The organism is Micromonospora craniellae, assembly GCF_014764405.1.
Classification (GTDB): domain Bacteria; phylum Actinomycetota; class Actinomycetes; order Mycobacteriales; family Micromonosporaceae; genus Micromonospora; species Micromonospora craniellae.
The window spans coordinates 6,484,710-6,509,307 of record NZ_CP061725.1; the positions used below are offsets into that span (position 1 = coordinate 6,484,710).

Below are 24,598 nucleotides of genomic sequence, written 5' to 3' on the forward strand. Positions count from 1 at the left end.
CGGCCATCTCAGACTCCCCGCATTCGGTCGACGCCGAGACCCGGTCGACGCTGACTGGAACGGCTAGGGCACAAAGATCCCCTCTCGCGGTACCCACACCGGCCCGTGCCGTCCGAGTGGAGAGCGCTCGATCACGCACAGTCTACGTCAGCGTCGATCCCGATCGTCGCTGGCCGAGTCCTCGTCGCACCGAGGGCTTCGTCACCCGGTCGACGCTGTAGGGGTGGTGGTGGTAACGCGCCCGGGCCGTCCGTCGGACGGCCCGGGCGACGTGGTCAGAAACCCCGGGCGAGGCGGTAGTACGCCTGGTTCCAGCGCAGCTCGTCGGCGAAGCGACGAGGCTCGGTGTTCGCGTCGATGACGACCATTTCGGTACGGCTCATCTCGGCGAGGTCGTGCAGTTCCTCCACGCCCACCGCGTGCGAGAGCACGGTGTGGTGCGGGGCGCCCGCCGTGATCCACGCCTCGGCCGACCCGGCCAGGTGCGGGCGGGGACGCCACACCGCCCGGGCCACCGGCAACCGCCGCAGCGGCTGCGGTGGGGGCACCACGTCCACCTCGTTGGCGACCAGCCGGAACCGCTCGCCCATGTCCGCCAGGCCGAGCACCACCGCCGGCCCCGGCTCGGCGTCGAAGACCAACCGGACCGGGTCCTCCCGACCACCGATGCTCAACGGGTGGATCTCCACGTTCGGCACGTCCGTGGCGATCGTCGGGCACACTTCCAGCATGTGCGCACCGAGGATCAACTCCTCGCCCGGCGTGAGGTCGTAGGTGTAGTCCTCCATGAACGAGGTGCCGCCCTGCGCGCCGGCCGACATCGCCTTGAGCGTGTGGACCAGCACGGAGGTCTTCCAGTCGCCCTCGCCGCCGAAGCCGTAGCCGTCGGCCATCAGCCGCTGCACCGCGATGCCGGGCAGTTGACGCAGACCGCCGAGGTCCTCGAAGTTCGTCGTGAACGCTCGGAACCCACCCGCGTCCAGGAAGGTGCGCATCCCCAGTTCCAGCCGTGCGGCGTACCGCAGCGAGTCGTGGCGCTCACCGCCGGGACGCAGCTCGGCGGCGACCCGGAAGGTGTCGTCGTACTCCTTGACCAGATCGTCGATCTGCGCGTCGGCGACCTCGTCGACCACCCGCACCAGGTCGTTGACCCCGTAGGTGTTCACCGAGACGCCGAAGCGCAGCTCCGCCTCGACCTTGTCCCCCTCGGTCACCGCGACGTCGCGCATGTTGTCGCCGAACCGCGCCAGGCGCAGCGAACGCATCGCCGAGAAGCCGATCGCCGCCCGGGTCCACGAGCCGACGCGGGTGACCACACGGGGGTCGCTGACGTGGCCGGCGACGGTCTTGCGGGCCACCCCGAGCCGGGTCTGGATGAAGCCGAACTCCCGGTCGCCGTGAGCGGCCTGGTTCAGGTTCATGAAGTCCATGTCGATCTCGTCCCACGGCAGCAGGACGTTGGCCTGGGTGTGCAGGTGCAGCAACGGTGTGCGCAGCGCGTCCAGACCCGAGATCCACATCTTCGCGGGCGAGAAGGTGTGCATCCACGCGATAACCCCGACCGCACCCTGCACCGCGGCGTCCCGACAGACCTCCAGGATGTCCGCGCTGGTGGTCAGCACCGGCTTCCAGACCACCCGGGCCGGGATGTGCGGCGAGTCGTCGAGCAGGGCGGCGATCTGACGGGACTGCTCGGCCACCTGCCGGAGGGTGTCCTCACCGTACATCGCCTGGCTTCCGGTGAGGAACCAGACCTCGGGTTCAGGATGCGTTGCCATGGAGTTGCCTTCCGCGAGAGGGGCGGTCACTTGTAGCGGATGCCGATGAGGCGCTGGAGCAGGATGAACGCGAAGAGCAGGCCGCCGATAACGATCTTGGTCCACCAGGAGTTGAGGCTGCCGTCGAAGGTGATCAGGGTCTGGATCACGCCGAGCACCAGCACACCGAGCACGGTGCCGAAGACGTACCCCGACCCACCGGTGAGTACCGTGCCGCCGATCACCACGGCCGCGATCACGTCGAGTTCCATCCCGATCCCGATCAGCGGCGCCCCGGAGAGCGTGTAGAAGGAGAGCAGGATGCCGCCGATCGCCGAGCACAGGCCGCTGATGGTGTAGACCGCGATCCGGGTACGCCCCACCGGCAGCCCCATCAGCAGCGCCGACTGCGGATTGCCGCCGATCGCGTACACGTTGCGACCCAATCGGGTGTACGCCAGCACGTACGCGCCGACGAGCACCACCGCGAACGCGATCAGCACGCTCACCGAGACGAAGTTACCGCCGGGATTGCCGATCCGGTGCTGCGCCATCGTGGTCCAGAAACCGTCGGTGATACGGATCGACGAGTCACTGATGAACGTACACATGCCCCGGGCGAAGAACATTCCGGCGAGTGTCACGATGAACGGCTGGATGTCGAAGAAGTGGATCGCACAGCCCATCAGGAAGCCGAGCGTCGGCCCGATGAGCAACGCGATGACCAGCACCAGCAACGCGGGCAGACCCGCCTGGAGCAGCCACGCCGAGACCATCGCCGTCATCGCGACCACCGACCCCACGGACAGGTCGATGCCGCCGGTGAGGATCACGAAGGTCATCCCCACCGCGACGACGAGAAGGAACCCGTTGTCGATGAAGACGTTGAAGATGACCTGGACGTTGGAGAAGGCCCGGTACTGGGAGACACCGATGGCGTACATGACCAGCAGGAGGGCCAACGTGGCCAGCACCGGCACGTGCCGTCGGGGCAGCCGCGCCCAACTCGGCCCGGTGGTCAACGACGTACTGCTCATGCCGTCACTCCGCTTCGCTGCGTGCCGCCATGAGGCTCCACCGCGCCGAGCCGATGATTCGCTCGCTGCCGCTCACTCATGCCGTCACCTCCTCCTTCTGGCGCTGCGGCGACGAGGCCGGCGGGGGTGGGGTGCCGCGCTTGCGGCGGTTGAACTTGGCGCGGAACGCCGGGGCCTGGATGAGGCAGACCGCGATCACGACGACCGCCTTGAACAGCAACGCCGTCTGCGGCGAGATGTTCATGGCGTACACCGTGGTGGTGAGGGTCTGAATGATCAGCGCGCCGAGGATGGTGCCGCTGAGATAGAACCGGCCGCCGGCCAGCGCGGTGCCCCCGATGACGACCGCCAGGATGGCGTCCAACTCCACCCAGAGGCCGGCGGCGTTGCCGTCGGCGCTGGACACGTTGGCCGTCATCATGAAGCCGGCGATCGCCGCGCAGGCCGCGCTGGCGACGTAGACGAGGAAGACGATCCGGCCGGACCGGATGCCGGCCAGCCGGCTGGCCTCCCGGTTGCCGCCCACCGACTCGATGATCATGCCGAGCGCGGTGCGGCGGGTGAAGGCCGCGACCAGCAGCGCCGCACCCAGCGCGATGAAGATCGCCAACGGCAGGGTGAGGAAGTGACCCAGGCCGATCGCCCGGTACGGCCCGGAGTTGATCGTGATGATCTGGCCCTCGGTGATCAACTGCGCCAGGCCCCGACCGGCCACCATCAGGATCAGCGTGGCGATGATCGGCTGAATGCCGATCACCGACACCAGCACGCCGTTCCAGGCACCGAGGACGAGTGCCACCCCGAGCGCCATCGCGAGCGCGGTCGACACGGTGACGAAGCTGTTCTGGTCCGCTGCCTCGCTGATGTGCAGGCAGGCGATGGCGCCGCTGATGGCGCAGATCGACCCGACCGAGAGATCGATGCCGCCGGTGGAGATGACCAGGGTCATGCCGAGGGCGACCAGGATCAGCGGCGCGCTCAACCGGAGGATGTCGATCGGTGTGCCGTACAGGTGGCCGTTGTTCATCTCGATCGACAGGAAGCCGGGCCGGTAGATCGTGTTCGCCGCCAGCATCACCACCAGCACGGCGATCGGCCAGAACAGCCGATGCCCGAGAAGAGGCTTGATCCGCTCGCTCATGATTGGCCCCCCTCCCGCTGGGTCCCGCTGGCGATGGTCTGCATGACCCGGTCGGCGTCCACGGTGTCGTCGTTGCTCAGGTGCGCGACCATCTCCCGGTCACGCATCACCGCGATCTTGTGGCTGAGCCGCAGCACCTCTTCCAGTTCGGCGCTGATGAACAGCACCGCCATACCGCCGTCGGAGAGTTGCACGACCAGCTTCTGGATCTCCGCCTTGGCGCCGATGTCGATGCCACGGGTCGGCTCGTCCAGGATGAGCAGCCGGGGCTCGGTGATCAGCCAACGAGCCAGCAGAACCTTCTGCTGGTTGCCGCCGGAGAGGTTGCGCACCGGTACGTCGGGGTTGGGCGGGCGGATGCTCAACGCCTTGATGTACTTGTCGACCAGTTCGTCCTGGCGACGGCGCGGGATCGGCCGGAGCCAGCCACGGGCCGCCTGCATGGCCAGGATCATGTTCTCCCGGACCGACAGGTCGGCGATGATCCCCTCCGCGCGCCGGTTCTCCGAGCAGAACCCGATGCCGTGGTCGATGGCCTGCACCGGGTTACGCAGGCCGGTCGTGTCGCCGTTCACCGCCACCTGGCCCCGGTCGGCGCGGTCCGCGCCGAACAGCAGCCGGGCCACCTCGGTACGGCCGGAGCCGAGCAGGCCGGCCAGGCCGACCACCTCCCCGGCGTGGATGGTCAGGCTGAACGGCGCGACCGCGCCCTTGCGCCCGAGGTCGGACACCTCGACGAAGGGCGTGCCGCCCTCCAGGGCCGCCAGCTCCCGCCGGGGCTGCTCCTCGATCCGTTCGAGGACGTCGAGCTCCTTGCCGATCATCTTCTCCACCAGGGCGAGCTGCGGCAGCTCTGCGGTCGGGTACTCCCCCACCAGCGTGCCGTTGCGCAACACGGTGATCCGGTCGGCGATGCCGTAGACCTGGTCGAGGAAGTGGGTGACGAAGAGGATCGCGATGCCCTCGTCGCGCAGCTGGCGCATGATCCGGAAGAGCTGCGCGACCTCACCGGCGTCCAGGCTGGAGGTCGGCTCGTCGAGGATGAGCACCCGGGCCTGGACGTCGATCGCCCGGGCGATCGCCACCATCTGCTGCACGGCGAGCGAGAAACTCGCCACCGGAGCGGTGACGTCGATGTCGAGATCCAGGCGGGTCAGCAGTTCCCGGGCCCGCCGCCGGACCTCGCCCCAGCGCACGGCGCCCAGACGGCGCGGCTCCCGGCCGATGAAGATGTTCTCCGCCACCGAGAGGTTGGGGCAGAGGTTGACCTCCTGGTAGACGGTGCTGACCCCGGCCGACGCGGCCTGCATCGGCCCGTTGAAGGCCACCTGCTCGTCGCCCAGGGTGATGGTGCCCTCGTCGATGCCGTAGACACCGGTCAACACTTTGATCAGGGTCGACTTGCCGGCGCCGTTCTCGCCCATCAGGGCGTGCACCTCGCCGGGGAAGAGTCGGAAGTCGACGTTGTGGAGTGCGCGCACCCCGGGAAAGGACTTGCTGATCCCGGTCATCGTCAGGACCGGGCGGCTATCCGTCATCCCATCAGATCCTCTTCTGGGTTCTCTCGGTACGGAAGGCCCACGCAGCCCCCGTGGCGTCCGCCCGGTCAGCCATGGGGCCGACCGGGCGGACGTGGCACGGGGGTGTCGGGCCAGGCGCCCAGTCCGTCGGGAAATGGGCGACACGGCGGGGCCGCCACATCAGCGCGGCGGCCCCGGGCGTCGATCAGTACTTGCGGTTGGGCAGGGCCTCCTTGGCCTGCTCCTGGGTGAAGGTGGTCTCCTCGGTCTCGATCCGCGGCGGCACCTCCTCGCCAGCATGGACCTTCTTCGCCAGATCCATCAGCTGTGGGCCGAGCAGCGGGCTGCACTCCGCGATGAAGTTGAACTTGCCGTCGGCCAGGGCCTGCATGCCGTCCTTGACCGCGTCGATGGTGATGATGGTGATGTCCTGGCCGGGCACCTTGCCTGCCGCGGTGATCGCCTCCAGGGCACCGAGGCCCATGTCGTCGTTGTGCGCGAAGAGGACGTCGATCTTCGGGTGTGCCCGCAGGAACTGCTCCATGACCTGCTTGCCACCGGCCCGGGTGAAGTCACCCGACTGGGAGGCGATGATCTTCAGCTTCGGGTCCGCCGCGATCGCCTCGCCGAAGCCCTTCTTGCGGTCGTTGGCCGGCGCCGAACCGGTGGTGCCCTGCAGTTCGACGATGTTCACGTCGCCGGTCGCGGCCTTCTTCTCCTCGACCAGCCACTCACCGGAGAGCCGGCCTTCCTTGACGAAGTCCGAGCCGAGGAACGTCTTGTACAGCGACTTGTCCGCCGAGTCCACCGCGCGGTCGGTCAGGATGACCGGGATGCCGGCGTCCTTGGCCTCCTTGAGCACCGTGTCCCAGCCGGACTCCACCACCGGCGAGAAGGCGATCACGTCGACCTTCTGCTGGATGTAGTTGCGGATGGCCCTGATCTGGTTCTCCTGCTTCTGCTGGGCATCGTCGAACTTCAGCTCGATGCCCGCTTCGCCTGCCGCCTCCTGGATCGACACGGTGTTGGCGGTCCGCCAACCGCTCTCCGCGCCGACCTGGGAGAAGCCCAGGACGAGCTTGCCGTCGTCGCCGGCGCCGTCGCTTCCGGTGTCACTGTTACCGCAGGCCGCCACGCTGCCGGCGAGCAGCACAGCGGCGGCGACCGCGATGGCGCGACGACGCGCCATCGGCATTCGCATGTTCCTCATCGGATCTCCTCGGGGTGGGTGCGGTTGTCCACGCCGCCCGTCGTGGTGCACGAGCGGCCTGAGTCGGTGGTGCGGATCCTGTGCGGGTGGTGCGAATCAGGTCGACGGGTCGCCGGGACCCGCGACCGGTCAGGAGCTCGCCGGAGGCGAGGGGCGTTGTCCGTAGACGTTCTGGTAGCGGTCGTAGAGCGCGTCGATGTCGGCCTGCGCCATCGGCACCGGTTGCCCGAGCGCGCGCGCCAGATGCGCGGTCCGGGCGACGTCCTCGCACATCACCGCAGCCTTGACCGCGGCCCTGGCGTTGCTCCCGATGGTGAAGACGCCGTGATTGCGCATCAGAACCGCGGGCGATCGGTGCCCGGTGAGCGTGCTGACGATGCCCTTACCGATGTCGTCGCCGCCGATCAGCGCGAACGGCCCCACCGGGATCTCTCCGCCGAACTCGTCGGCCTGAGCGGTCAGATGGCAAGGGATCGACTCGCCACGCGCCGCCCAGGCGGTGGCGTACGTGCTGTGGGTGTGCACGACGCCGCCGACCTCGGGCATGGCGCGGTAGACGTACGCGTGCGCCGCGGTGTCGCTCGACGGCGACAGCTCCCCCTCGACCGGTACGCCGTCGAGGTCGCAGAGCACCATGTTCTCGGCCGAGAGGTCGTCGTAGTCGACACCGCTGGGCTTGATGACCATGAGGTCGTGGCCCGGCACCCGCGCGGAGACGTTGCCTGCCGTCCAGGCCACCAGCCCGTACCGGGTCAGTTCACCGTGCAACCGGGCGACGCTGGCGCGCAACTCGGTCACCAGGGCAGTCGGGTCGCCGCTCATGCCGGCACCTCCACGGTCTCGTGCTGCGTCCCGGTCGACTCGGCCGCCGCGTTGCGGATCGCCCGCAGGCGCAGCATCACGTCGTTGGCGCCACGACCGAAGTGGTCGTGCAACGTGCGGTACTCGGCGTAGAGGGCGTCATAGGCGCGTACCCGCTCCGGGTCCGGCTGGTAGACGGCCTCGTGCACGCGACCCATGGTCTGCGCGGCCTCCCGGATCGAGGGGTACGCGCCGGCGGCGACGGCGGCGTGGATCGCCGAGCCGAGCGCCGGGCCCTGGGCGGAGCCGATGATGCCCAGCGGCCGGTTGGTGACGTCGGCGTAGATCTGCATGAGCAGCTTGTTCGAGGTGAGGCCACCGGCGATCACCAGGTCGTCGACGGGTACGCCCGCGTCGACGAACGCCTCGACGATCATCCTGGTGCCGTACGCCGTCGATTCGAGCAGGGCACGGTAGATGTCCTCCGGCCGGGTGGCCAGGGTCATGCCGACGATCATCCCGCTCAGGTCGTGGTTGACCAGCAGCGACCGGTTGCCGTTCCACCAGTCCAGCGCGACCAGGCCGTGGGTGCCGACCGGCTGGGCGGCGGCCAGCTCGGTGAGGCGCTCGTGCGAGTCGAGCCCGGCGGGTGCGGCGTGCGTGACGAACCATCCGAAGATGTCGCCGACCCCGCTCTGCCCTGCCTCGTAGCCCCACGCGCCGTCGCTGATGCCGCCGTCGACGACGCCGCACATGCCGGCCACCTCGGCCGGGGCGGCGCCGTTGACCACATGGCAGGTCGAGGTGCCCATGATGGCCACCAACCGGCCCGGCTCGATCGCCTGTGCGGAGGCCGCGGTCACGTGTGCGTCGACGTTGCCGACGGCGACCGCGACGCCCTCCGGCAGACCGGTCCAGGCTGCTGCGGCGGCGGTGAGCTCGCCCGCCTTCGCGCCCAGCGACATCAACGGACCGTCCAGTTTGGCCACGAAGTCGCCGAAGTCGGGGTTGAGCGCGGTCAGGTAGTCCGCCGACGGGTAGCTGCCGTCCTGGAGGATGCCCTTGTAGCCGGCGGTGCAGGCGTTGCGGGTCTCGACGCCGCACAGTTGCCACACGATCCAGTCGGCCGCCTCGATGAAACGCTCGGCCCGGCGGTAGACCTCCGGGTCCTCCTCCAGGATCTGCAGACCCTTGGCGAACTGCCACTCCGCGGAGATCTTGCCGCCGTAGCGGCCGATCCACGGCTCGCTCCGCTCGTGGGCCAACGCGTTGATCCGGTCGGCGTGTGGCTGTGCGGCGTGGTGCTTCCACAGCTTGACCCAGGCGTGCGGGCGTTGACGCAGCTCCGGCACCTCGCACAGCGGGGTGCCGTCGGCGAGCGTCGGCAGGACCGTGCACGCGGTGAAGTCGATGCCGATGCCGACGACGTCGGCCGGATCGACCCCGGCGGCGGCCACCGCCGCCGGCACGGCGTGGCGAAGCACGTCCCGGTAGTCCTCGGGGTCCTGCAACGCCCAGTCGGGCGGCAGCGAGGTGCCGCCGTCCGGTAGGGCGGTGCTGATGACCGCTCTGCGGTACTCGTGCACCGCAGTCCCCAACTCGGCACCGTCGCGGACCCGGACCACCAGGGCCCGTCCCGAGAGGGTGCCGTAGTCGACGCCGACGACGTACTGGTCGCCTGCTTCGTCCACTCCGCTCATCTTCACCTCCGGCCGATGACGGACCTCAGTGTTAACGCTCACATCCTGCGCCGTCAAGACACTCGCCGGCAACAGCTCCGTAACGGAGCACACCGAGACATAGGCCAACATCGACAGGCTACCGAAAGATTGTGCGCGGTGGCGCCCCCGCCCAGGTCACCCCGCGTGCGACGGATAGGTGCGTGAACCCGGTCGGGAGCGGGCGCGACGCCCGCCAACCCAGAGCGGACGACACGCCGCACCGGAGGTCGGGACGACAGCGACGCGGGAACCCGTTCGATCCGCTCCGACCTGCTCGAACGAGCCGCCACGCCGACCGGACCGGACCACGCGATGGCACACCGCCGCCCGCCCACGCATCGCGTCGCCGCCCGCCCCGCGCCTCCCCGTCGCCCCGACCGCCACGCGCCCCCGACCTTCGCGCACGACCTGCGCGCATCCGTACGCGCACCGGGACGCGACCGGCGGGTCCCGGACGCCACTCTCCCTCCGCCGGCCGACGACCGACACGCGACCGGCCGACACCGGAAACCCCCCCGTTCGGGGGGCCCAAAGATGAGCGTTAACATCACCGATCCATCAGACGATCAAGTGAGCGCAGCGCCAGCGCGGCCCGCCTGACCGTACGTCGCCTCGAATTCAGGCACGCATCCCTCGCTGACGTGCACGACCACTCGAAGCATCCGGGGCGGCACCGGCACCGAACCTCCTGCACGCGCTCCGGTAACGACTCCCGGCGATTTACAGAACTGTATGTCAGCGATAACATTCGCGACATCGATGCCGGAGCGTGGCCGGCTGAAGACACCAGCGGCCACGGCAGAGGCGACGGTGCTGGCCGCCGGTCCACGGGCAGCACCGTCGGCGGCAGGCGCCCCGCCACCGCCGGTGACGAGCGTCCACGACGGCGACGTGCCGCCGGCGCACCACGCACGCCTGTACCGCCACCACCGGCCGGGCACCTCGTGGCCGGTCATCGACGAAGGACATCTGTTGGCTCCGCGACCTTGAAGGAGGTCCGAATGCGCGCACGACCACGATGGTTGGCCGTCCTGAGCGTCCTGATGTTGACGTTCACGGCCGTCGTCGTCGACGGGCTCCACTCGCCGAGACCCGCCCAGGCACTCAACAACGGGGTGGCCCGTACACCACCGATGGGATGGAACACCTGGAACACCTTCGGGTGCAACATCAACGAGACGCTGATCCGGCAGATGGCCGACGCGATCGTCTCCACCGGGATGCGGGACCTCGGCTACAAGTACGTCGTCGTCGACGACTGCTGGTTCGACCCGAACCGCGACGCCCAAGGCAACCTACAGGCCCACCCCGGGCGGTTCCCCAGCGGCATGAAGGCACTCGGCGACTACCTGCACGCCCGAGGCCTGCTCTTCGGCCTCTACCAGGTGCCCCGGGAGAAGACCTGCGCCCAGTACTTCGGGGCGTGGCCGGGCTCCACCGGCAGCCTGGGACACGAGTACCAGGACGCTCGCCAGTTCGCCGCCTGGGGCGTGGACTTCCTCAAGTACGACTGGTGTTCGCCCTGGGGGACCATCAACGACCAGGTTGCGGGCTTCGCCCTGATGCGTGACGCGCTCGCCGCCACCGGTCGACCGATCGTCTACAGCATCAACCCGAACAGCATCCACGAGAAGACCGGGCCGCAGCGCAACTGGGGCGACGTGGCCAACATGTGGCGGACCACCGAGGACATCACCAACTCGTGGAACACCGGGCAGACCAACGGCTTCCCGATGGGCATCCAGAACATCATCGACGTCACCGTGCCCCTCGCCTCGTACGCCGCACCGGGCGCCTTCAACGACCAGGACATGATGGTGGTCGGCAACGGGGGCATGAACGACACCGAGATGCGCAGCCACTTCGCGCTCTGGTCGATCATGGCCTCGCCGCTGATCGCCGGCAACGACATCCGCAGCGCCAACGCGGCGACGCTGGCCATTCTGCGCAACCAGCAACTGATCGCGATCAACCAGGACCCGCTGGGCGTGCAGGCCGTGCAGGTGTCCAACGACGGCACCCGCCGGGTGCTGGCCAAGCGGCTAGCCAACGGCGACGTCGCAGTGGCCCTGCTCAACCAGGGCTCGTCCACCACGACCGTGTCCACCACCGCATCTGCCATCGGCAAGTCCGGCAGCTCGTTCACCCTCCGCGACGCGTGGACCAACGCCACCTCGACCAGCACCGGCGCGATCTCCGCCAGCGTGCCGGCACACGGCACGGCGGTCTACCGGGTCAGCGGCGGCGGGACGACCAACCCGCCGGCCACCTTCCGACTGCGTAGCGAGTCCTCCGGCCGGTGCCTCGACGTCGACAACGGCGGCACCGCCAACGGCACCGCCACGCTGATCTGGGACTGCCACGGCAACAGCAACCAGAGCTTCACCCAGAGCGGCCAGACGCTGCGTGTCCTCGGCAAGTGCCTGGACATCTCCACGACCGCCACCGCCGGCACCCCGGTGCGGATCTGGGACTGCAACGGCGGTACCAACCAGCAATGGACCTTCAACGGCAACGGCACGATCAGCAGCGTCCGTTTCCCGAACATCTGCCTGGACGTGGACAACAACGGGACCGCGAACGGCACCGCGGTCCTGGTCTGGAGCTGCCACACCGCCGCCAACCAACGGTGGAGCCGGGCCTGACGACGGCGCGGACCCGTCGCCCGGCGCGGCGCGACCGGGTGACGGGCCGGGCGGGTGCCACGACACCCGCCCGGTCTGCGGCGGGCGTCTCGGCGGGTACGCCGACCGGACGGGTGTGTCCAAGCAGTGGGACGACGTCAAGCGCGGGCCAACCAGGGACTCGACTACAGGGCCTAGCGGCCCGCGCCCGCACGCCGCTTGTTGTAGACGTCGAAGGCGACGGCGACCAGCAGCACCAGCCCCTTCACCACCGACTGCATCGACTGGTCCACGCCCATCAACTGCATGCCGTTGCTCATCACCGCCATGATCAGGCCACCGACCATCGCGCCGACGACCGTGCCGACGCCACCGGTGACGGCCGCGCCGCCGATGAAGGCCGCCGCGATCGCGTCGAGCTCGAACATGTTGCCGGCGGCGGGCTGCGCGCCGTTCGAGCGTGAGGAGAAGATGATGCCGGCCACGGCCGACAGGAAGCCCATGTTGACGAAGATCCAGAAGTTGACGGTCTTCACCTTGACGCCCGACAACATCGCCGCGGGGAGGTTGCCGCCGATGGCGTACACCTGGCGGCCGAAGACCGTCCGCCGGGTGAGCATGCCGTAGGCCAGCACCAACGCGGCGAGGATGATCAGCACGATGGGCAGGCCCCGGGCGTGCGCCAACTGCCAGGCGAAGTACATGACCACCGCGCCGACCAGCGCCATCCGCGCCACGAACAGCGCGAACGACTCCACCGGCTGCTGGTAGCGGATGCGCGCCACCCGGGTCCGGAAGCAGCTCACCACGTAGCCGGCCACCGCGATGGCACCGATGAGCAGCGTGAACGCGTCGTACCCGTCACCACCGATGAGTCCGTTGAGGAAGCCCGCGGCGATCCTGTTGTACTCGGCCGGGAACGGCGACAGCGAGATGTTGTCCAGCACCCGCAGGGTGAGACCACGGAACAGCAGCATTCCGGCCAGGGTCACGATGAAGGCGGGGATGCCGACGTACGCGACCCAGAAGCCGTGCCACGCGCCGACCGCAAGCCCGACCACCAGCGCGGCCACCACGCCCATCCACCAGGGTTGGCCCTGCCGGATGACCACCACGGCGGATACCGCGCCGGTCAACGCGACCACCGAGCCGACCGACAGGTCGATGTGTCCGCCGATGATCACGATGACCATGCCGATCGCGAGCACCAGGATGTACGAGTACTGCAGGACGATGTTGGTGATGTTGCCCGGGCTCAGCGAGAGTCCGTCGGTGAGGAACGCGAAGAGCGCGACGATGACGACGAGTGCGACGAAGATGCCGCTCTGCCGCAGGTTGTTCATGATGAGCGTACGGGGGTCGCCGCTGCCGACGTGCAGCGCGGCGGCGGGAGCACTCTCGGTCGACGGGCCCTTCGAGTCCGAGGAGGGCTTGGTGCTGGTCATCCGACGGTTTCCTTGTCCTTCGCCATGAGTTCCATGAGCTTCTCCTGGGTGGCCTCGCCGACCGGCACCATCCCGGTGATCCGACCCGCCGACATCGTGTAGATGCGGTCGCACATGCCGAGCAGCTCGGGCAGTTCCGAGGAGATGATGATGACCGCCTTACCGGCGGCGACCAGCTGATTGACGATCGTGTAGATCTCGAACTTCGCGCCGACGTCGATGCCCCGCGTCGGCTCGTCCAGGATCAGCACGTCCGGGTCGGTGAAGAGCCACTTCGACAGCACGACCTTCTGCTGGTTGCCACCGGAGAGCTTGCCCACCACCGACATCACGCTCGGCGCCTTGATGTGCATGTCGCGCCGGCTCGCCTCGGCGACCTTGGTCTCTTCGTTGTCGTGCACCCAGCCGAGGCGGGCGAGCTTGCGCAGTCCGGCTGCGGAGACGTTGTGGCGGATGTCGTCGATAAGGTTGAGGCCGTACCGCTTGCGGTCCTCGGTGGCGTACGCGATGCCGTTGTGGATGGCCTCCGCGACGGACCGCGCCCGGACCTCGCGGCCGTGCATGAACAGCCGGCCGGAGATGTCCCGGCCGTACGACCGGCCGAAGACGCTCATCGCCAACTCTGTCCGCCCGGCACCCATCAGCCCGGCGATGCCGACCACCTCGCCGGCGCGCACGTTGAGACCGGCGCTCTGGACGACCAGCCGGTCCTGCGTCGGGTGCCGCACCGACCAGTCCTCGATCCGCAGCACCTCCGGGCCCGGTGACGAGACCCGGTCAGGGTAGAAGCTGTCCAGGTCGCGGCCGACCATGCCACGGATGATCCGTTCCTGGGTCACCTCACCGGAGGCCATCTCCAGCCGTTCCACGGTGCGGCCGTCGCGCAGCACGGTGGTCGAGTCGGCGATGGCGGTGATCTCGTTGAGCTTGTGCGAGATCATGATGCAGGTGATGCCCTGGTCGCGCAGCCGCCGCATCAGGTCGAGCAGGTGCGCCGAGTCGATGTCGTTGAGGGCGGCGGTCGGCTCGTCCAGGATGAGCAGCCGGACCTTCTTCGAGATCGCCTTGGCGATCTCGACCAGTTGCTGCTTGCCGACGCCGAGTTGCACCACCGGGGTCACCGGGTTCTCCGGCAGCCCGACCGAGGCGAGCAGCTTCGCCGCCTCGGCGTTGGTGCGGTTCCAGTCGATCAGGCCGCTGCGTCCACGGCGCTCGTTGCCGAGGAAGATGTTCTCGGCGATCGACAGGTACGGCACCAGGGCGAGCTCCTGGTGGATGATGACGATGCCCCGGTCCTCGCTGTCCCGGATGCCCCGGAAGTGCACCGGTACGCCGTCGAGGAGGATCTCGCCGTCGTAGCTGCCGGACGGGTAGACGCCCGACAGCACCTTCATCAGCGTCGACTTGCCGGCGCCGTTCTCGCCGCAGATGGCGTGGATCTCCCCCCGGCGTACGGCGAGGGAGACGTCCTGGAGAGCCGCCACCCCGGGGAACGTCTTGGTGATGTGACGCATCTCGAGGATGTGGTCGTCCATCTGCACCGTCCTGGCGATCTGTGTCGTGCGGGTTGTCCTGGATGGTCGATGCGGGTGGGGCTCGGCGGCGGTGTCCGCCGCCGAGCCCCCGGGTGTCGCCGTCAGCTCTTGGCCTGACCGGCGGCGACCTCCTCGGCGGTGTAGTAGCCGGAGTCGATCAGCACCTTCTGGATGTCGTCTTTGAAGACGGTCTCGACCGGCAGCAGGTACGACGGGACGACCTTGACCCCGTTGTTGTAGGTCTCGCTGTCGTTGGCCTCGGGCGTCTTGTCCTGGAGGAACGCCTCACCGGCGAGCACGGCCTGGTCGGCCAGCAGGCGGGTGTCCTTGAAGATGGTGGAGCTCTGGATGCCGTCGTTGATCAGCTTGACCGAGGCGATCTCGGCGTCCTGCCCGGTGACCACCGGGATCTCGTCGACGCCCCGGTAGCCGGCGTTCTGCAGGGCGGTGATGATGCCGCGCGAGATGCCGTCGTACGGCGACAGCACGCCGTCCACCTTGCTGTTGTCGTTGTAGCTGGAGGTCAGCAGGTCCTCCATCCGCTTCTGCGCGGCCTCCTGCTGCCAGCGCAGGATCGCCACCTGCTCGATCTTGGTCTGCCCGGACTTCACCGTGAGCGTGCCGGCGTCGATGAACGGCTTGAGGGTGTCCATCGCCCCGTCGAAGAAGAAGTGGGCGTTGTTGTCGTCAAGCGACCCGGCGAACAGCTCGATGTTGAACGGGCCGGTCGCCTCGCCCTTCGCGCCGTCCTTGGTCTGCAGACCGAGGCCGACCAGAAGCGCGCTGGCCTGGGCCACGCCGACCTTGTAGTTGTCGAAACTGACGTAGAAGTCGACGTTCGGGCTGTCCCGGATGAGGCGGTCGTAGGAGATGACCGGGATCTTCGCGTCGGCCGCCGCCTGCAACTGTCCACTCAGGGCGGTGCCGTCGATCGCGGCGATGATCAGTACGTCGGCGCCACGGGTGATCATCTGGTCGACCTGCTGCGACTGGGTCGGGATGTCGTCACCGGCGTACTGGAGGTCGACCTTGTAGCCCTTGGCTTCCAGCTTCTCCTTGACGGAGTTGCCGTCGGCGATCCACCGCTCGGAGGTCTGGGTCGGCATCGAGACGCCGATGGTGAGGTCGGACGGCTTCTCGTCGCTGGTGCTGCCGCTGCCGGCACCGTCGCCACTGCACGCCGCCATACTCAGCGCCAGGGCGGCGCTACCGAGAGCGGCCAGAATTCTTCTGCTCACTGGCTTCCCCAATCTGGAACTCGCGCCGTCGCACCGGCTGCGCGGATCGCACTTCGGGGCCCAAGTGTTAGCGCTCACATTGTCCGGGTCAACACCTCGCCGGAAATCCAGCGGTCACGTTCTCGTAACGAAGCCGAGACTCCACCGGTCGGCCGAATCGCCGCAGGCCAGAGGCGTCACACATCGAAGGGAATCGTATCTTCACGCCGGGCACCCGAATAGCTTTCATCGAGACCAGAGAATACGCCAACCCGCGCCCCGAGGCGATGGGCAAGGGTCCCGGGCCGCCGGATCCGTCGACACCCGTACGCCGCCCTGCGCGCGGCCTACGAGGCCCAGGGCAAGACGCCCGCACAGATCGCCGAGTTGCTGCACTACACCGAGTATGGAGTTGCGGCTGATGAATTGCAGCGGGATGGGCGCCGACCTCCAGACCCAGGGCGACGCGGCGTTCGAGCAGCACGCCATCGAGGCGATCCTCGACCGTCAGGTCGACGGCGTGATCTACGCGGCCATGGCCACCCGCCGGCTGACCGTGCCGAAGGCCATCCTCAACGGCCCGGTGGTGCTGCTCAACGCCACCAGCGCGGAGGATCTGCCCAGCGTCCTGCCCGACGACGAGCGGGCCGGTGCCACGATCGGTGATCTCCTTCGACGACGACCCGATCGCCTCCTGGCTGCGCCCGGGCCTGTCCACCGCCGCCATCCCGCACGAGCGGATGGGCCGCCGGGCGGTGGAGCTGCTGCTCGACAAGGACCACTCCGGCCCAGCGCTGGTGCCGATGCGCCGTCGCCGTTCGGTCGCGGCTCCCGCCGCCCGGACGCCGATGCCGGCACCGGCGTCCTGACCGGGCGGTTCCGGGCAGGCGCGGCTCAGCTTGACGGGTCGGCGTGCATTCGACGCCGCTCTCCCGGGGTGAGGCCGATGCCGGACGCCTCGGTGGTGAAGACCGAGACGTCACCCAGCTCCCAGACGGCCATCCGGACGTACATGGCGCCGTCCGGGTTCTCGTGGATCACGTGGCACGGCGCCGGTGGTCAGGCGGCGACCGGCCCGGCCCAGCCGTCGGCGCCGGCCACCAGGCCGGTGTACCCGCCCCGGTGGTAGAGCAACGGCGAGCCGGTGGCCGGGCTGCGGACCAGTTCCGGCTCGGCCAGCACGATGGCGTGGCTGCCGACCGGCACCCGATCGATCACCCGGCACAGCAGCCAGGCGAGCGTGTCGTCGAGGATCGGCACGCCCTCGGGGCCGACCTGCCACCTGGTCGGCGCGGCGAACCGGTCGATGCCGCTGGTGGCGAAGGTCCGGGCGAGGTCCTGCTGATGAAGGGCGAGCAGGTGGACACCGACGTGCCGGGCGGCGGCCACGGTAGGCCAACTGGAGGAGCCGAGGTTGAGGCAGAACGACACGACCGGCGGCGACAACGACACCGACGTGAAGGACGTGGCGGTGAAGCCGGCCGCCGGAGTACCCGGCGCGGTGACCACGGTGACCGTGCTGGCCTGGTGCCGCAGCAGGGTACGGATCTCGTCGGCGTCGGCCTCGACGGGCGGCTGATCGTCGGTGGGCGGTGTCACGGGGTCCTCCCGGGGATGGTGCGCTTCGGCTGGGCGGCACCGGCCACCCGCCGCTCGTACGGGATCTTCTCGCCGGCCTCGACGGCGACCGGTAACCGGTTCTCCGGCGGCGGCAGGGGGCAGGTCGCGAAGTCGGTGTACGCGCAGGGCAGGTTGGTGGCCCGGTTGAAGTCCACGGTGAACTCGATCGTGCCGGGAGCGTCGTACACGTGCTGGAGACCCTCCACGGCGGCGCCGACGGTGGTCGGGCGGGGGCTGTCGAAGGGGACGAACCGTCCGGGCCGGACCCAGCGCGTCGTCGGCGGGTACGCCGGGGTGCCCCGGAAGGCGGTCCGCAAGATCCCGGATCGAGTGGCCTCATGGTCGCGAGGATGCCACTCGGTCCGGGATCGCGCACGCTCGTGCGCGGTACGCGTCGGGGTCGACGAGGCGCTCGTCAGTGCGACCGCGCGAAGGTCGGCTCCTCCGAGCGCTGGGCAGGTGCGGTGACCGTGGTGGTGGGGCTGCCCGGCGTGACGCGGATCCGCACCGGCGAGTCGACCTGGATCCCGAGCGCGTGGAACTCGTTGCGGGTGAGGGTCACGGTCACCGGCTGGCCACCGGAGGTGGTGACCTCGACCCGGATCTCGAAACCGATGCGGGTGATCCGGGTGACCCGGCCGGCCACGCCGGTGCTGTCCGCGCCGTCGGCGGTGAGCTGGAGGTCGTGCGGGCGCACCAACTCGTCGCCGAGCTGGGTGACCGGGCCGAGGAAGCGCATCACGAACTCGTTGGCCGGACGGTCGTACAGGTCGTCGGGCGAGCCGATCTGCTCCACCCGGCCTTCGTTGATCACCACGATCTCGTCGGCGACCTCCAGGGCCTCCTCCTGGTCGTGGGTGACGAAGACGGTGGTCACGTGCACCTCGTCGTGCAGCCGACGCAGCCAGTCGCGCAGTTCCTTGCGGACCTTGGCGTCGAGCGCGCCGAACGGCTCGTCGAGCAGCAACACCGTCGGTTCGACGGCCAGCGCGCGGGCCAGCGCCATCCGCTGGCGCTGGCCGCCGGAGAGCTGCGACGGCAGCCGCTCGGCGAACTGTCCCAGGTGTACGAGCGCCAGCAGCTCGTCGACGCGGCGGGTGATCTCGTCCTTGGAACGCTTGCGGATCTCCAGCCCGAAGGCCACGTTGCGCCGGACCGTCAGGTGTTTGAACGCCGCGTAGTGCTGGAACACGAAACCGACGTTGCGCTTCTGCGGCGGCAGGTTGGTGGCGTCCACCCCGTCGATCTCGACCCGCCCGGTGTCGGCGCGTTCCAGTCCCGCGACGATCCGCAGCAGCGTGGACTTTCCGCCGCCGGAGGGGCCCAGCAACGCCGTCAGCCGGCCGGCGGGGATGCCGACCGACACGTCGTCGAGCGCGACGAAGTCTCCGAAATGCTTGCCGACCTGGGAAATCTCGATGCTCAACGGTCTTCCTTCGGCCTGAGGACGGATACGACGATGATGCAGGCCACAGCGACGAGGGCGAGGAGGAAGGCGGTGGCGTACGAGCCGCCCTTGTCGAAGTTCAGGTACTTCTCCTCGACCACGAGGGTGGCCGTCCGGGTCGCGCCGAGCACGTTGCCGGAGACGATTTTGACCGCGCCGAACTCACCGAGCGAGCGGGCCAGGCTGAGCACGACGCCGTAGATCACGCCCCATTTGATCGACGGCAGGGTGATCCGGCGGAACGTCTGCACGGCGTTCGCGCCGAGACTGCGGGCGGCCTGCTCCTGCTCGTCGCCGACCTCCTGGAGGACCGGGACGACCTCCCGGATGACCAGCGGCAGCGCCACGAACACGGTGGCCATCACCATGCCCGGCACGGCGAAGATGATCTGGATCCCGGCCGCTTCGAGCGTCGGACCGAACCAGCCGTCCCGACCGCCGTAGACCAGGATCAGCGCGAGGCCGACCACGATCGGCGACACCGACAGCGGCATGTCGAGCAGGGCGTTCAGCGTCCGTTTGCCGGGGAAGTCGTAGCGGACCAGCAGGATCGAGATGCCGACACCGAAGACGGTGTTGATGACCACCGCGACGACCGCGACGAGCACGGTGAGTCGCAACGCGTGGGTGACATCGGGGTCGGTCAGGATGTCGTTGAGGTTGACGAAGCCGTCGGCGAACGCGTTGCGTCCGACCAGGTACAACGGCCAGGCCACCAGGAAGAACAGGTACGTCGTCACGACGAACCGCAGGACGTACCGCCCGGGACGCCGGCCGACCCGGGTCCGCGTGACGGTGGGGTGCTCAGCCACGGCGCATCACCCTCCGCTGAATGACGTCGAGTACCACGATGACGGCCAACGAGACGGCCAGCAGCACCACCGCGACCGCTGCCGCGCTGTCGGGATTGTCGTTCTCGATGCTGCTGAGGATGCGGACCGAGGCCACCTCGGTACGCATCGGCAGGTTGCCGGAGAGCAGGACCAGCGAGCCGTACTCACCGACCGCGCGGGCGAACGACAACGCGGCGCCCGCTGCGATGGCCGGCGTGAGGCTGGGCAGGATGATCCGCCGGAAGGTGGTCAACCGGCTGGCGCCCAGCGACGCCGCCGCCTCCTCGGCGTCCGGGTCCAGTTCGGACAGCACCGGCTGCACGGTCCGCACGATGAACGGCAGCGTGACGAAGAGGAAGGCGAGGAAGACCGCGATCCGGGTGTTGGCGATGTTGACGCCGAGCGGGCTGTCCGGCCCGTACAGCGACAGCAGCACCAGACCCGCGACGATCGTCGGCAGGGCGAACGGCACGTCGATCAGGATTTCCAGCGCCCGCTTGCCGAAGAAGCGGTCCCGCACCAGCACCCAGGCGATCAGCGTGCCCATCACGACGTTGACCAGCGTGACCAGCAGCGCGGTGCCGACAGTCAGCCGGAGGGTGGCGGCGGTCTGCTCGTTGGTCACCGCCCGCCAGAACCCGCCCCAGCCGCCCTCCGAGGCGGTGACCACGACGGCGGCGAGCGGGATGAGCACCAGCAGGCTGAACCACACCATCGCGACGCCGAGCCCGAGTCCGGAGACCCGGGTCAGCGGTAGGCCGGCCCGGGCCGACCGGCGGTTGCCCGCCGGCCGGTCCGGAACCAGGGTCGCCGAGGTCACTTCGCCTTCCCGGAGGCCGCGATGATCTTGGTGACGATGCCGTCACTCTCGTCGAAGTACTTCTCCGACAGCGCCGACCAGCTCTCGAAGTCCTTCTCCACGGTCAGTAGCTTCTGCGGGGCGGGGAACGGGTCGTCCGGGTCGATCGCGCCCTCGATGCCGCTGGTGTCGACGCCGTCAATGATCGGCCGGAAGCCGGTCAGCGCGAACTGCCGCTGCCCCTGTGGGCCGAGCACGAAGTCCAGCCACTCCTTCGCCTTCGGGTCGGCGTTCTTGAGGATCGCGCCCGGGTTCTCGATCAGCACGGTGGTCGCCGGCAGGACCCAGTCCAGCTTCTCGCCGTTCTGCCGGGCCAGGATCGTCTCGTTCTCGTACGCCAGCAGGACGTCACCGGCGCCGCCGAGGAAGGTGGTGGTGGCGTCCCGCCCGCTGTTCGGCATCGACACGACGTTGCCGAACAGCTTGGTCACGTACTCCTGCGCCTGGGCGTCGGTGCCGCCGTTGGCGGCGATGTGCCCCCAGGCGGCCAGGGCGTTCCAGCGGGCAGCGCCCGAGGAGGCCGGGTTCGGCGTGACGATGCCGATGCCGGGCTTGATCAGGTCGTCCCAGCTCTGGATGTTCCTGGGGTTGCCCTCGCGGACCGCGAGCACCACCACCGACGACGAGACGATGCCCTTGGTCGGGCCGTCGTCCCAGCTCTCCTCGACCAGTCCGGCGTCGACCAGGCGGGTCACGTCGCTGCTCACGGAGAAGTGCACGTAGTCGGTCTTCAGGCCGGCCACCACGGCGCGGCTCTGGTCGCCGGAGGCGCCGTACGAGGTCCGGAAGCGGACCCCCTCGCCGGCCTCGGTCTTGTTCCACTCGGCGGCGATGGCCTTGTTGGCCGCCTCGGGTACCGCGAAGCCGACGATGCTCAGCGTGGCGGAACTGCCGCCCGCCGCGTCGCCGCCGCAGCCCGACAGCGCCACGCCGGTGACCGTGGCGAGAGCGATGGCTGCTCTGATCCGGTGCCTCATCGGGACCCGTCCTCCTCCAGTGCGCGCCGCACTATATAAATCCGACCGATTAAATAGGGAATATGCCCGTTTCGGGCTGCCCTGGACCGAGCAGTGGTGGGTGTGGTCACGGACCGGGCGTCGATGCCCGGCCGGCACGACGCCGACCACGCCGTCGCACCCGACTCCACATCGGGCGCGGCGGGCCTGATCGTCCGCGCCGACCGCGCACCGAATATCCCACTAACTCGACAGGTTTTCAAGCCTTAGCCGACGAGGCTGTCCGACAGCCTCGACGCGGCGATCCGTCACGCCACCCGGGGCGGCCGACCGACGACGTCCCGCCCCCGCCCATCGCCGGGCGCGAGCAGATCCGCCAGAGTGGCGTGGTCGACCACGTCCTCGATCGCCCGGTGCACCGACAGCCACACCTCTCCCAGCCCGGCGGCCACGCCGTGATAGGTGGCCACGTCGGCGGGCGCGCCACGGACCGTCGTCAGCGCCCCGCCGGTGGCGCGCAGCACGTCGCCCACGGTGATCTCGCCCGGCGGGCGGGTCAACGCGTAGCCGCCGTCCGCGCCGCGCAGGCTGTGCAGCAGGCCGGCCCGGCGCAGGTCCAGCAGGATGCCCTGGAGGAACGAGTACGGGATGTCCTGGCTCGCGGCCAGCGCCGCCGCCTTCACCACCGCCGGGTGGCACTCCGCCACCGCCAGCATCGCCCGTACGGCGTAGTCCGATCGCGCTGAGACGTGCACGTCACCCCACCAGCGCCCTACATAATCCATCAAACATATAGGGATGGTGGACAGTTCGGCGCGGCCCGTCAAGGTGTCGGAGTCGCGCGGGCTACCCGGCGCGCATCGCCCGTACCGCCTCCCCCGCGAACAGGCAGGCGGCCCAATGCCCCGGGACGACCTCGACCAGCGGCGGATCCGTCCCGGCGCAGTCCGGCCGGGCCTGCGGGCACCGGGTCCGGAAGCGGCAACCCACCGGCGGGTCCACCGGGCTCGGGATGTCGCCGTTGAGGATGACCCGCCGACGGGCCCGCTCGGCCTGCGGATCCGCCACCGGGATCGCCGACAACAGCGCCGCCGTGTACGGATGCGCCGGCTGCTGCCAGATCCGGGCCGGCGTGCCGGACTCCACGATCCGCCCCAGGTACATCACCGCCATCCGATCGCTCATGTGCTCCACCGCGGCCAGGTCGTGCGCGATGAACAGGTAGGTCAGCCCCAGGTCCCGTTGCAGCCCCCGCAGCAGGTTCATGATCTGGGCCTGCACGCTGAGGTCCAGCGAGGCGATCGGCTCGTCCAGCACGATCAGGTCGGGCTCGCCGGCCAGGGCGCGGGCGATACCGACCCGCTGTCGCTGACCGCCGGAGAGCTCGTGCGGATGCCGGTCGGCGAGGTCATCACGCAACCCGACCATGTCGAGCAGTTCCGCCACCCGCCGCCGCCGCGCGGCGCTCCGATCGGTGAGCCGGTGCACGGCCAGCGGTTCGGCGATGCTCGCGCCCACCGTACGGCGCGGGTCGAGGGACGCCTGCGGATCCTGGAAGACCATGGCCACCCGGCGGCGCAGCGCGCGCAACCGCCGCCGCGACCAGTGGGTCACGTCCTGCCCGGCCACCCGGACCGTGCCCGAGGTCGGGTCGACCAGCCGCAGCAACGCCAGCCCGGTGGTCGACTTGCCGCTGCCCGACTCGCCGACCAGACCCAGCGTCTCGCCCCGGCGTACCCGCAGCGACACCCCGTCCACCGCGCGGACCACGCCCGCCGGGGTCGGGAACCACACCGTCAGGTCGTCGAGTTCGGCGACCACGTCGGCCGTCGCGCCGGGCCGGTGGCCGGTCAGGTGCGGCTCGGTCCGCTCGGCCGTCATCGGTCCTCCCCGTCGTGCCGTCGCGGATAGAAGGTGCGCACCTCGTGCCGCCCCGACACCGACACCAGCGGCGGCGGCTCGTGCTCACAGCGGGCGTCACCCCGCACCGGGCAGCGGGGCCAGAAGGCACAGCCGGCCGGCAGGTCCAGCGGACTCGGCGGGGCGCCCCGGATGGTGACCAGCTCGCCGCCGCCCGCCGCCGGGTCCGGCCGCGCCGCCAGCAGGGCACGGGTGTACGGGTGTGCCGGCCGACCGAAGACCGCGTCGACCGGCCCCTGCTCGACGATGCGACCGGCGTACATGACCGCCACCGTGTCCGCGATCCCGGCGACCACGCCCAGGTCATGGGTGATCCAGACGACCGCCGTGCCGAGTCGCCGTCGCAGGTCCGCCACCAGCTCGACGATCTGTGCCTGCGTGGTGACGTCCAACGCGGTGGTCGGCTCGTCGGCGATCAGCAGATCCGGCTCGCAGGCCAACGCCATCGCGATCACCACCCGCTGCCGCATGCCGCCGGAGAACTGGTGCGGGTACGCGTCCACCCGCCGCTCGGCCGACGGGATGCCGACCATGTCGAGCAGCTCGATGGCGCGGGTCCGGGCCGCCCGCCGACTCAGGCCGAGATGCTCCTCGCTCGCCTCCGCGACCTGCCGGCCCACCGTCAACACCGGGTTGAGCGACGTCATCGGATCCTGGAACACGAAACCCACGTGCCGTCCCCGCAACCGTCGGCGTTCCGCCTCCCGCAGCCCGGTGAGTTCCGTGCCGAGCAGGTGCACCCGCCCCGTCACCCGGGCCGAACGCGGCGCGAGGCCGGTCGCGGCCAGCACGCTCATGCTCTTGCCGCTGCCCGACTCCCCCACCAGGGCCAGCGTCTCCCCCGCCCGGACCGACCAGTCCACCCCGACGACCGCCCGCGCCGGCCCCCGCCGGGTACCGATCGTCACGGCGAGGTCCTCGATCCCCAACACCACCTGGCGCTCGCTCATGCCGA

At 69.5% G+C, this 24,598-nt stretch carries 22 protein-coding genes and 1 pseudogene; 3 read left to right on the forward strand and 20 right to left on the reverse strand.

Annotation, left to right across the window (positions count from 1 at the left end):
* Positions 1-275: 275 nt before the first annotated feature.
* From araA to araB, 7 genes are all read right to left on the reverse strand, one after another.
* Positions 276-1,778 carry an L-arabinose isomerase gene (gene araA, locus ID554_RS29580; RefSeq protein ID WP_117227035.1) on the reverse strand — a complete coding sequence of 501 codons (1,503 nt, stop codon included), beginning with the start codon at positions 1,776-1,778 and terminating at the stop codon, positions 276-278.
* A gap of 26 nt (positions 1,779-1,804) precedes the next feature.
* Entirely contained in the window at positions 1,805-2,794 is a 990-nt protein-coding gene (gene yjfF, locus ID554_RS29585) for a galactofuranose ABC transporter, permease protein YjfF (protein WP_117226992.1), read from the reverse strand.
* 76 nt (positions 2,795-2,870) lie between these two features.
* A complete protein-coding gene (locus ID554_RS29590; protein WP_117226991.1) occupies positions 2,871-3,935 on the reverse strand; it encodes an ABC transporter permease in 1,065 nt (354 codons plus the stop codon).
* Complete coding sequence (locus tag ID554_RS29595; RefSeq protein ID WP_117226990.1) at positions 3,932-5,473, reverse strand: sugar ABC transporter ATP-binding protein; 1,542 nt, start codon at positions 5,471-5,473, stop codon at positions 3,932-3,934. Before ID554_RS29595 ends, ID554_RS29590 begins: the two co-directional genes overlap by 4 nt.
* Positions 5,474-5,660: 187 nt before the next feature.
* Complete coding sequence (locus ID554_RS29600; protein WP_396888436.1) at positions 5,661-6,665, reverse strand: ABC transporter substrate-binding protein; 1,005 nt, start codon at positions 6,663-6,665, stop codon at positions 5,661-5,663.
* A 129-nt stretch (positions 6,666-6,794) separates the two neighbouring features.
* On the reverse strand, positions 6,795-7,487 hold the full coding sequence (locus tag ID554_RS29605) for an L-ribulose-5-phosphate 4-epimerase (RefSeq protein WP_117226988.1): 693 nt from the start codon (positions 7,485-7,487) through the stop codon (positions 6,795-6,797).
* Complete coding sequence (gene araB, locus ID554_RS29610; protein ID WP_117227034.1) at positions 7,484-9,166, reverse strand: ribulokinase; 1,683 nt, start codon at positions 9,164-9,166, stop codon at positions 7,484-7,486. Before araB ends, ID554_RS29605 begins: the two co-directional genes overlap by 4 nt.
* 1,022 nt (positions 9,167-10,188) lie before the next feature.
* Between araB and ID554_RS29615 the strand changes: the two genes are divergently transcribed.
* The gene (locus tag ID554_RS29615; RefSeq protein ID WP_117227033.1) at positions 10,189-11,832 is read left to right on the forward strand and encodes a glycoside hydrolase family 27 protein; all 1,644 of its coding nucleotides are present in this window, start codon (positions 10,189-10,191) and stop codon (positions 11,830-11,832) included.
* Between the two features lie 173 nt (positions 11,833-12,005).
* Here the strand turns inward: ID554_RS29615 and mmsB are convergent, their stop codons facing one another.
* The 3 genes from mmsB to chvE all read right to left on the reverse strand — a co-directional run bounded on the left by mmsB (position 12,006) and on the right by chvE (position 16,029).
* Positions 12,006-13,256 (reverse strand): multiple monosaccharide ABC transporter permease, encoded by a 1,251-nt coding sequence (mmsB, locus tag ID554_RS29620; RefSeq protein ID WP_117226986.1) that lies wholly within the window; start codon positions 13,254-13,256, stop codon positions 12,006-12,008.
* Complete coding sequence (mmsA, locus tag ID554_RS29625; RefSeq protein ID WP_117226985.1) at positions 13,253-14,791, reverse strand: multiple monosaccharide ABC transporter ATP-binding protein; 1,539 nt, start codon at positions 14,789-14,791, stop codon at positions 13,253-13,255. The genes mmsB and mmsA overlap by 4 nt, the downstream gene beginning before the upstream one ends.
* A gap of 101 nt (positions 14,792-14,892) precedes the next feature.
* Positions 14,893-16,029 carry a multiple monosaccharide ABC transporter substrate-binding protein gene (gene chvE, locus ID554_RS29630; RefSeq protein ID WP_117226984.1) on the reverse strand — a complete coding sequence of 379 codons (1,137 nt, stop codon included), beginning with the start codon at positions 16,027-16,029 and terminating at the stop codon, positions 14,893-14,895.
* 415 nt (positions 16,030-16,444) lie between these two features.
* Here chvE and ID554_RS32200 point away from each other — a divergent pair.
* Positions 16,445-16,621: pseudogene (locus ID554_RS32200) on the forward strand (LacI family DNA-binding transcriptional regulator); the annotation flags it as partial.
* 37 nt (positions 16,622-16,658) lie between these two features.
* Positions 16,659-16,877 carry a substrate-binding domain-containing protein gene (locus tag ID554_RS32205; protein ID WP_223884335.1) on the forward strand — a complete coding sequence of 73 codons (219 nt, stop codon included), beginning with the start codon at positions 16,659-16,661 and terminating at the stop codon, positions 16,875-16,877.
* 25 nt (positions 16,878-16,902) lie between these two features.
* On the opposite strand, the gene ID554_RS29640 is transcribed toward ID554_RS32205, so the two are convergent.
* The 10 genes from ID554_RS29640 to ID554_RS29685 all read right to left on the reverse strand — a co-directional run bounded on the left by ID554_RS29640 (position 16,903) and on the right by ID554_RS29685 (position 24,593).
* Entirely contained in the window at positions 16,903-17,049 is a 147-nt protein-coding gene (locus ID554_RS29640) for a hypothetical protein (RefSeq protein ID WP_158573694.1), read from the reverse strand.
* A gap of 18 nt (positions 17,050-17,067) precedes the next feature.
* Positions 17,068-17,607, reverse strand: a complete 540-nt coding sequence (locus ID554_RS29645) for a flavin reductase family protein (RefSeq protein WP_117226983.1) — start codon at positions 17,605-17,607, stop codon at positions 17,068-17,070.
* Positions 17,604-17,945, reverse strand: coding sequence for a DUF1684 domain-containing protein (locus ID554_RS29650; protein ID WP_223884336.1), 342 nt, complete (start codon positions 17,943-17,945; stop codon positions 17,604-17,606). The genes ID554_RS29645 and ID554_RS29650 overlap by 4 nt, the downstream gene beginning before the upstream one ends.
* 98 nt (positions 17,946-18,043) lie before the next feature.
* Positions 18,044-19,054 (reverse strand): sulfate/molybdate ABC transporter ATP-binding protein, encoded by a 1,011-nt coding sequence (locus ID554_RS29655; RefSeq protein ID WP_117226981.1) that lies wholly within the window; start codon positions 19,052-19,054, stop codon positions 18,044-18,046.
* Positions 19,051-19,887: a sulfate ABC transporter permease gene (locus tag ID554_RS29660; protein WP_117226980.1), complete on the reverse strand. Its 837-nt coding sequence runs from the start codon at positions 19,885-19,887 to the stop codon at positions 19,051-19,053. Before ID554_RS29660 ends, ID554_RS29655 begins: the two co-directional genes overlap by 4 nt.
* Positions 19,880-20,728: a sulfate ABC transporter permease subunit CysT gene (gene cysT / locus ID554_RS29665; protein ID WP_117226979.1), complete on the reverse strand. Its 849-nt coding sequence runs from the start codon at positions 20,726-20,728 to the stop codon at positions 19,880-19,882. The genes ID554_RS29660 and cysT overlap by 8 nt, the downstream gene beginning before the upstream one ends.
* Entirely contained in the window at positions 20,725-21,744 is a 1,020-nt protein-coding gene (locus ID554_RS29670; RefSeq protein WP_117226978.1) for a sulfate ABC transporter substrate-binding protein, read from the reverse strand. Before ID554_RS29670 ends, cysT begins: the two co-directional genes overlap by 4 nt.
* Before the next feature lie 287 nt (positions 21,745-22,031).
* Positions 22,032-22,478, reverse strand: coding sequence for an RrF2 family transcriptional regulator (locus ID554_RS29675; protein WP_117226977.1), 447 nt, complete (start codon positions 22,476-22,478; stop codon positions 22,032-22,034).
* 91 nt (positions 22,479-22,569) lie between these two features.
* Positions 22,570-23,604 (reverse strand): ABC transporter ATP-binding protein, encoded by a 1,035-nt coding sequence (locus tag ID554_RS29680; RefSeq protein WP_117226976.1) that lies wholly within the window; start codon positions 23,602-23,604, stop codon positions 22,570-22,572.
* Positions 23,601-24,593: an ABC transporter ATP-binding protein gene (locus ID554_RS29685; RefSeq protein WP_117226975.1), complete on the reverse strand. Its 993-nt coding sequence runs from the start codon at positions 24,591-24,593 to the stop codon at positions 23,601-23,603. The genes ID554_RS29680 and ID554_RS29685 overlap by 4 nt, the downstream gene beginning before the upstream one ends.
* Positions 24,594-24,598 lie beyond the last annotated feature (5 nt).

Excerpts from the sequence above, each read along its gene's own strand:
- ID554_RS29685 (WP_117226975.1), bottom strand. The coding sequence starts at position 24,593 with ATGAGCGAGCGCCAGGTGGTGTTGGGGATCGAGGACCTCGCCGTGACG.
- ID554_RS29595 (WP_117226990.1), bottom strand. The coding sequence starts at position 5,473 with ATGACGGATAGCCGCCCGGTCCTGACGATGACCGGGATCAGCAAGTCC.
- ID554_RS29605 (WP_117226988.1), bottom strand. The coding sequence starts at position 7,487 with ATGAGCGGCGACCCGACTGCCCTGGTGACCGAGTTGCGCGCCAGCGTC.
- mmsA (WP_117226985.1), bottom strand. The coding sequence starts at position 14,791 with ATGGACGACCACATCCTCGAGATGCGTCACATCACCAAGACGTTCCCC.
- ID554_RS29590 (WP_117226991.1), bottom strand. The coding sequence starts at position 3,935 with ATGAGCGAGCGGATCAAGCCTCTTCTCGGGCATCGGCTGTTCTGGCCG.
- araB (WP_117227034.1), bottom strand. The coding sequence starts at position 9,166 with ATGAGCGGAGTGGACGAAGCAGGCGACCAGTACGTCGTCGGCGTCGAC.
- ID554_RS29670 (WP_117226978.1), bottom strand. The coding sequence starts at position 21,744 with ATGAGGCACCGGATCAGAGCAGCCATCGCTCTCGCCACGGTCACCGGC.
- yjfF (WP_117226992.1), bottom strand. The coding sequence starts at position 2,794 with ATGAGCAGTACGTCGTTGACCACCGGGCCGAGTTGGGCGCGGCTGCCC.
- mmsB (WP_117226986.1), bottom strand. The coding sequence starts at position 13,256 with ATGACCAGCACCAAGCCCTCCTCGGACTCGAAGGGCCCGTCGACCGAG.
- ID554_RS29615 (WP_117227033.1), top strand. The coding sequence starts at position 10,189 with ATGCGCGCACGACCACGATGGTTGGCCGTCCTGAGCGTCCTGATGTTG.
- ID554_RS29680 (WP_117226976.1), bottom strand. The coding sequence starts at position 23,604 with ATGACGGCCGAGCGGACCGAGCCGCACCTGACCGGCCACCGGCCCGGC.
- araA (WP_117227035.1), bottom strand. The coding sequence starts at position 1,778 with ATGGCAACGCATCCTGAACCCGAGGTCTGGTTCCTCACCGGAAGCCAG.
- ID554_RS29600 (WP_396888436.1), bottom strand. The coding sequence starts at position 6,665 with ATGAGGAACATGCGAATGCCGATGGCGCGTCGTCGCGCCATCGCGGTC.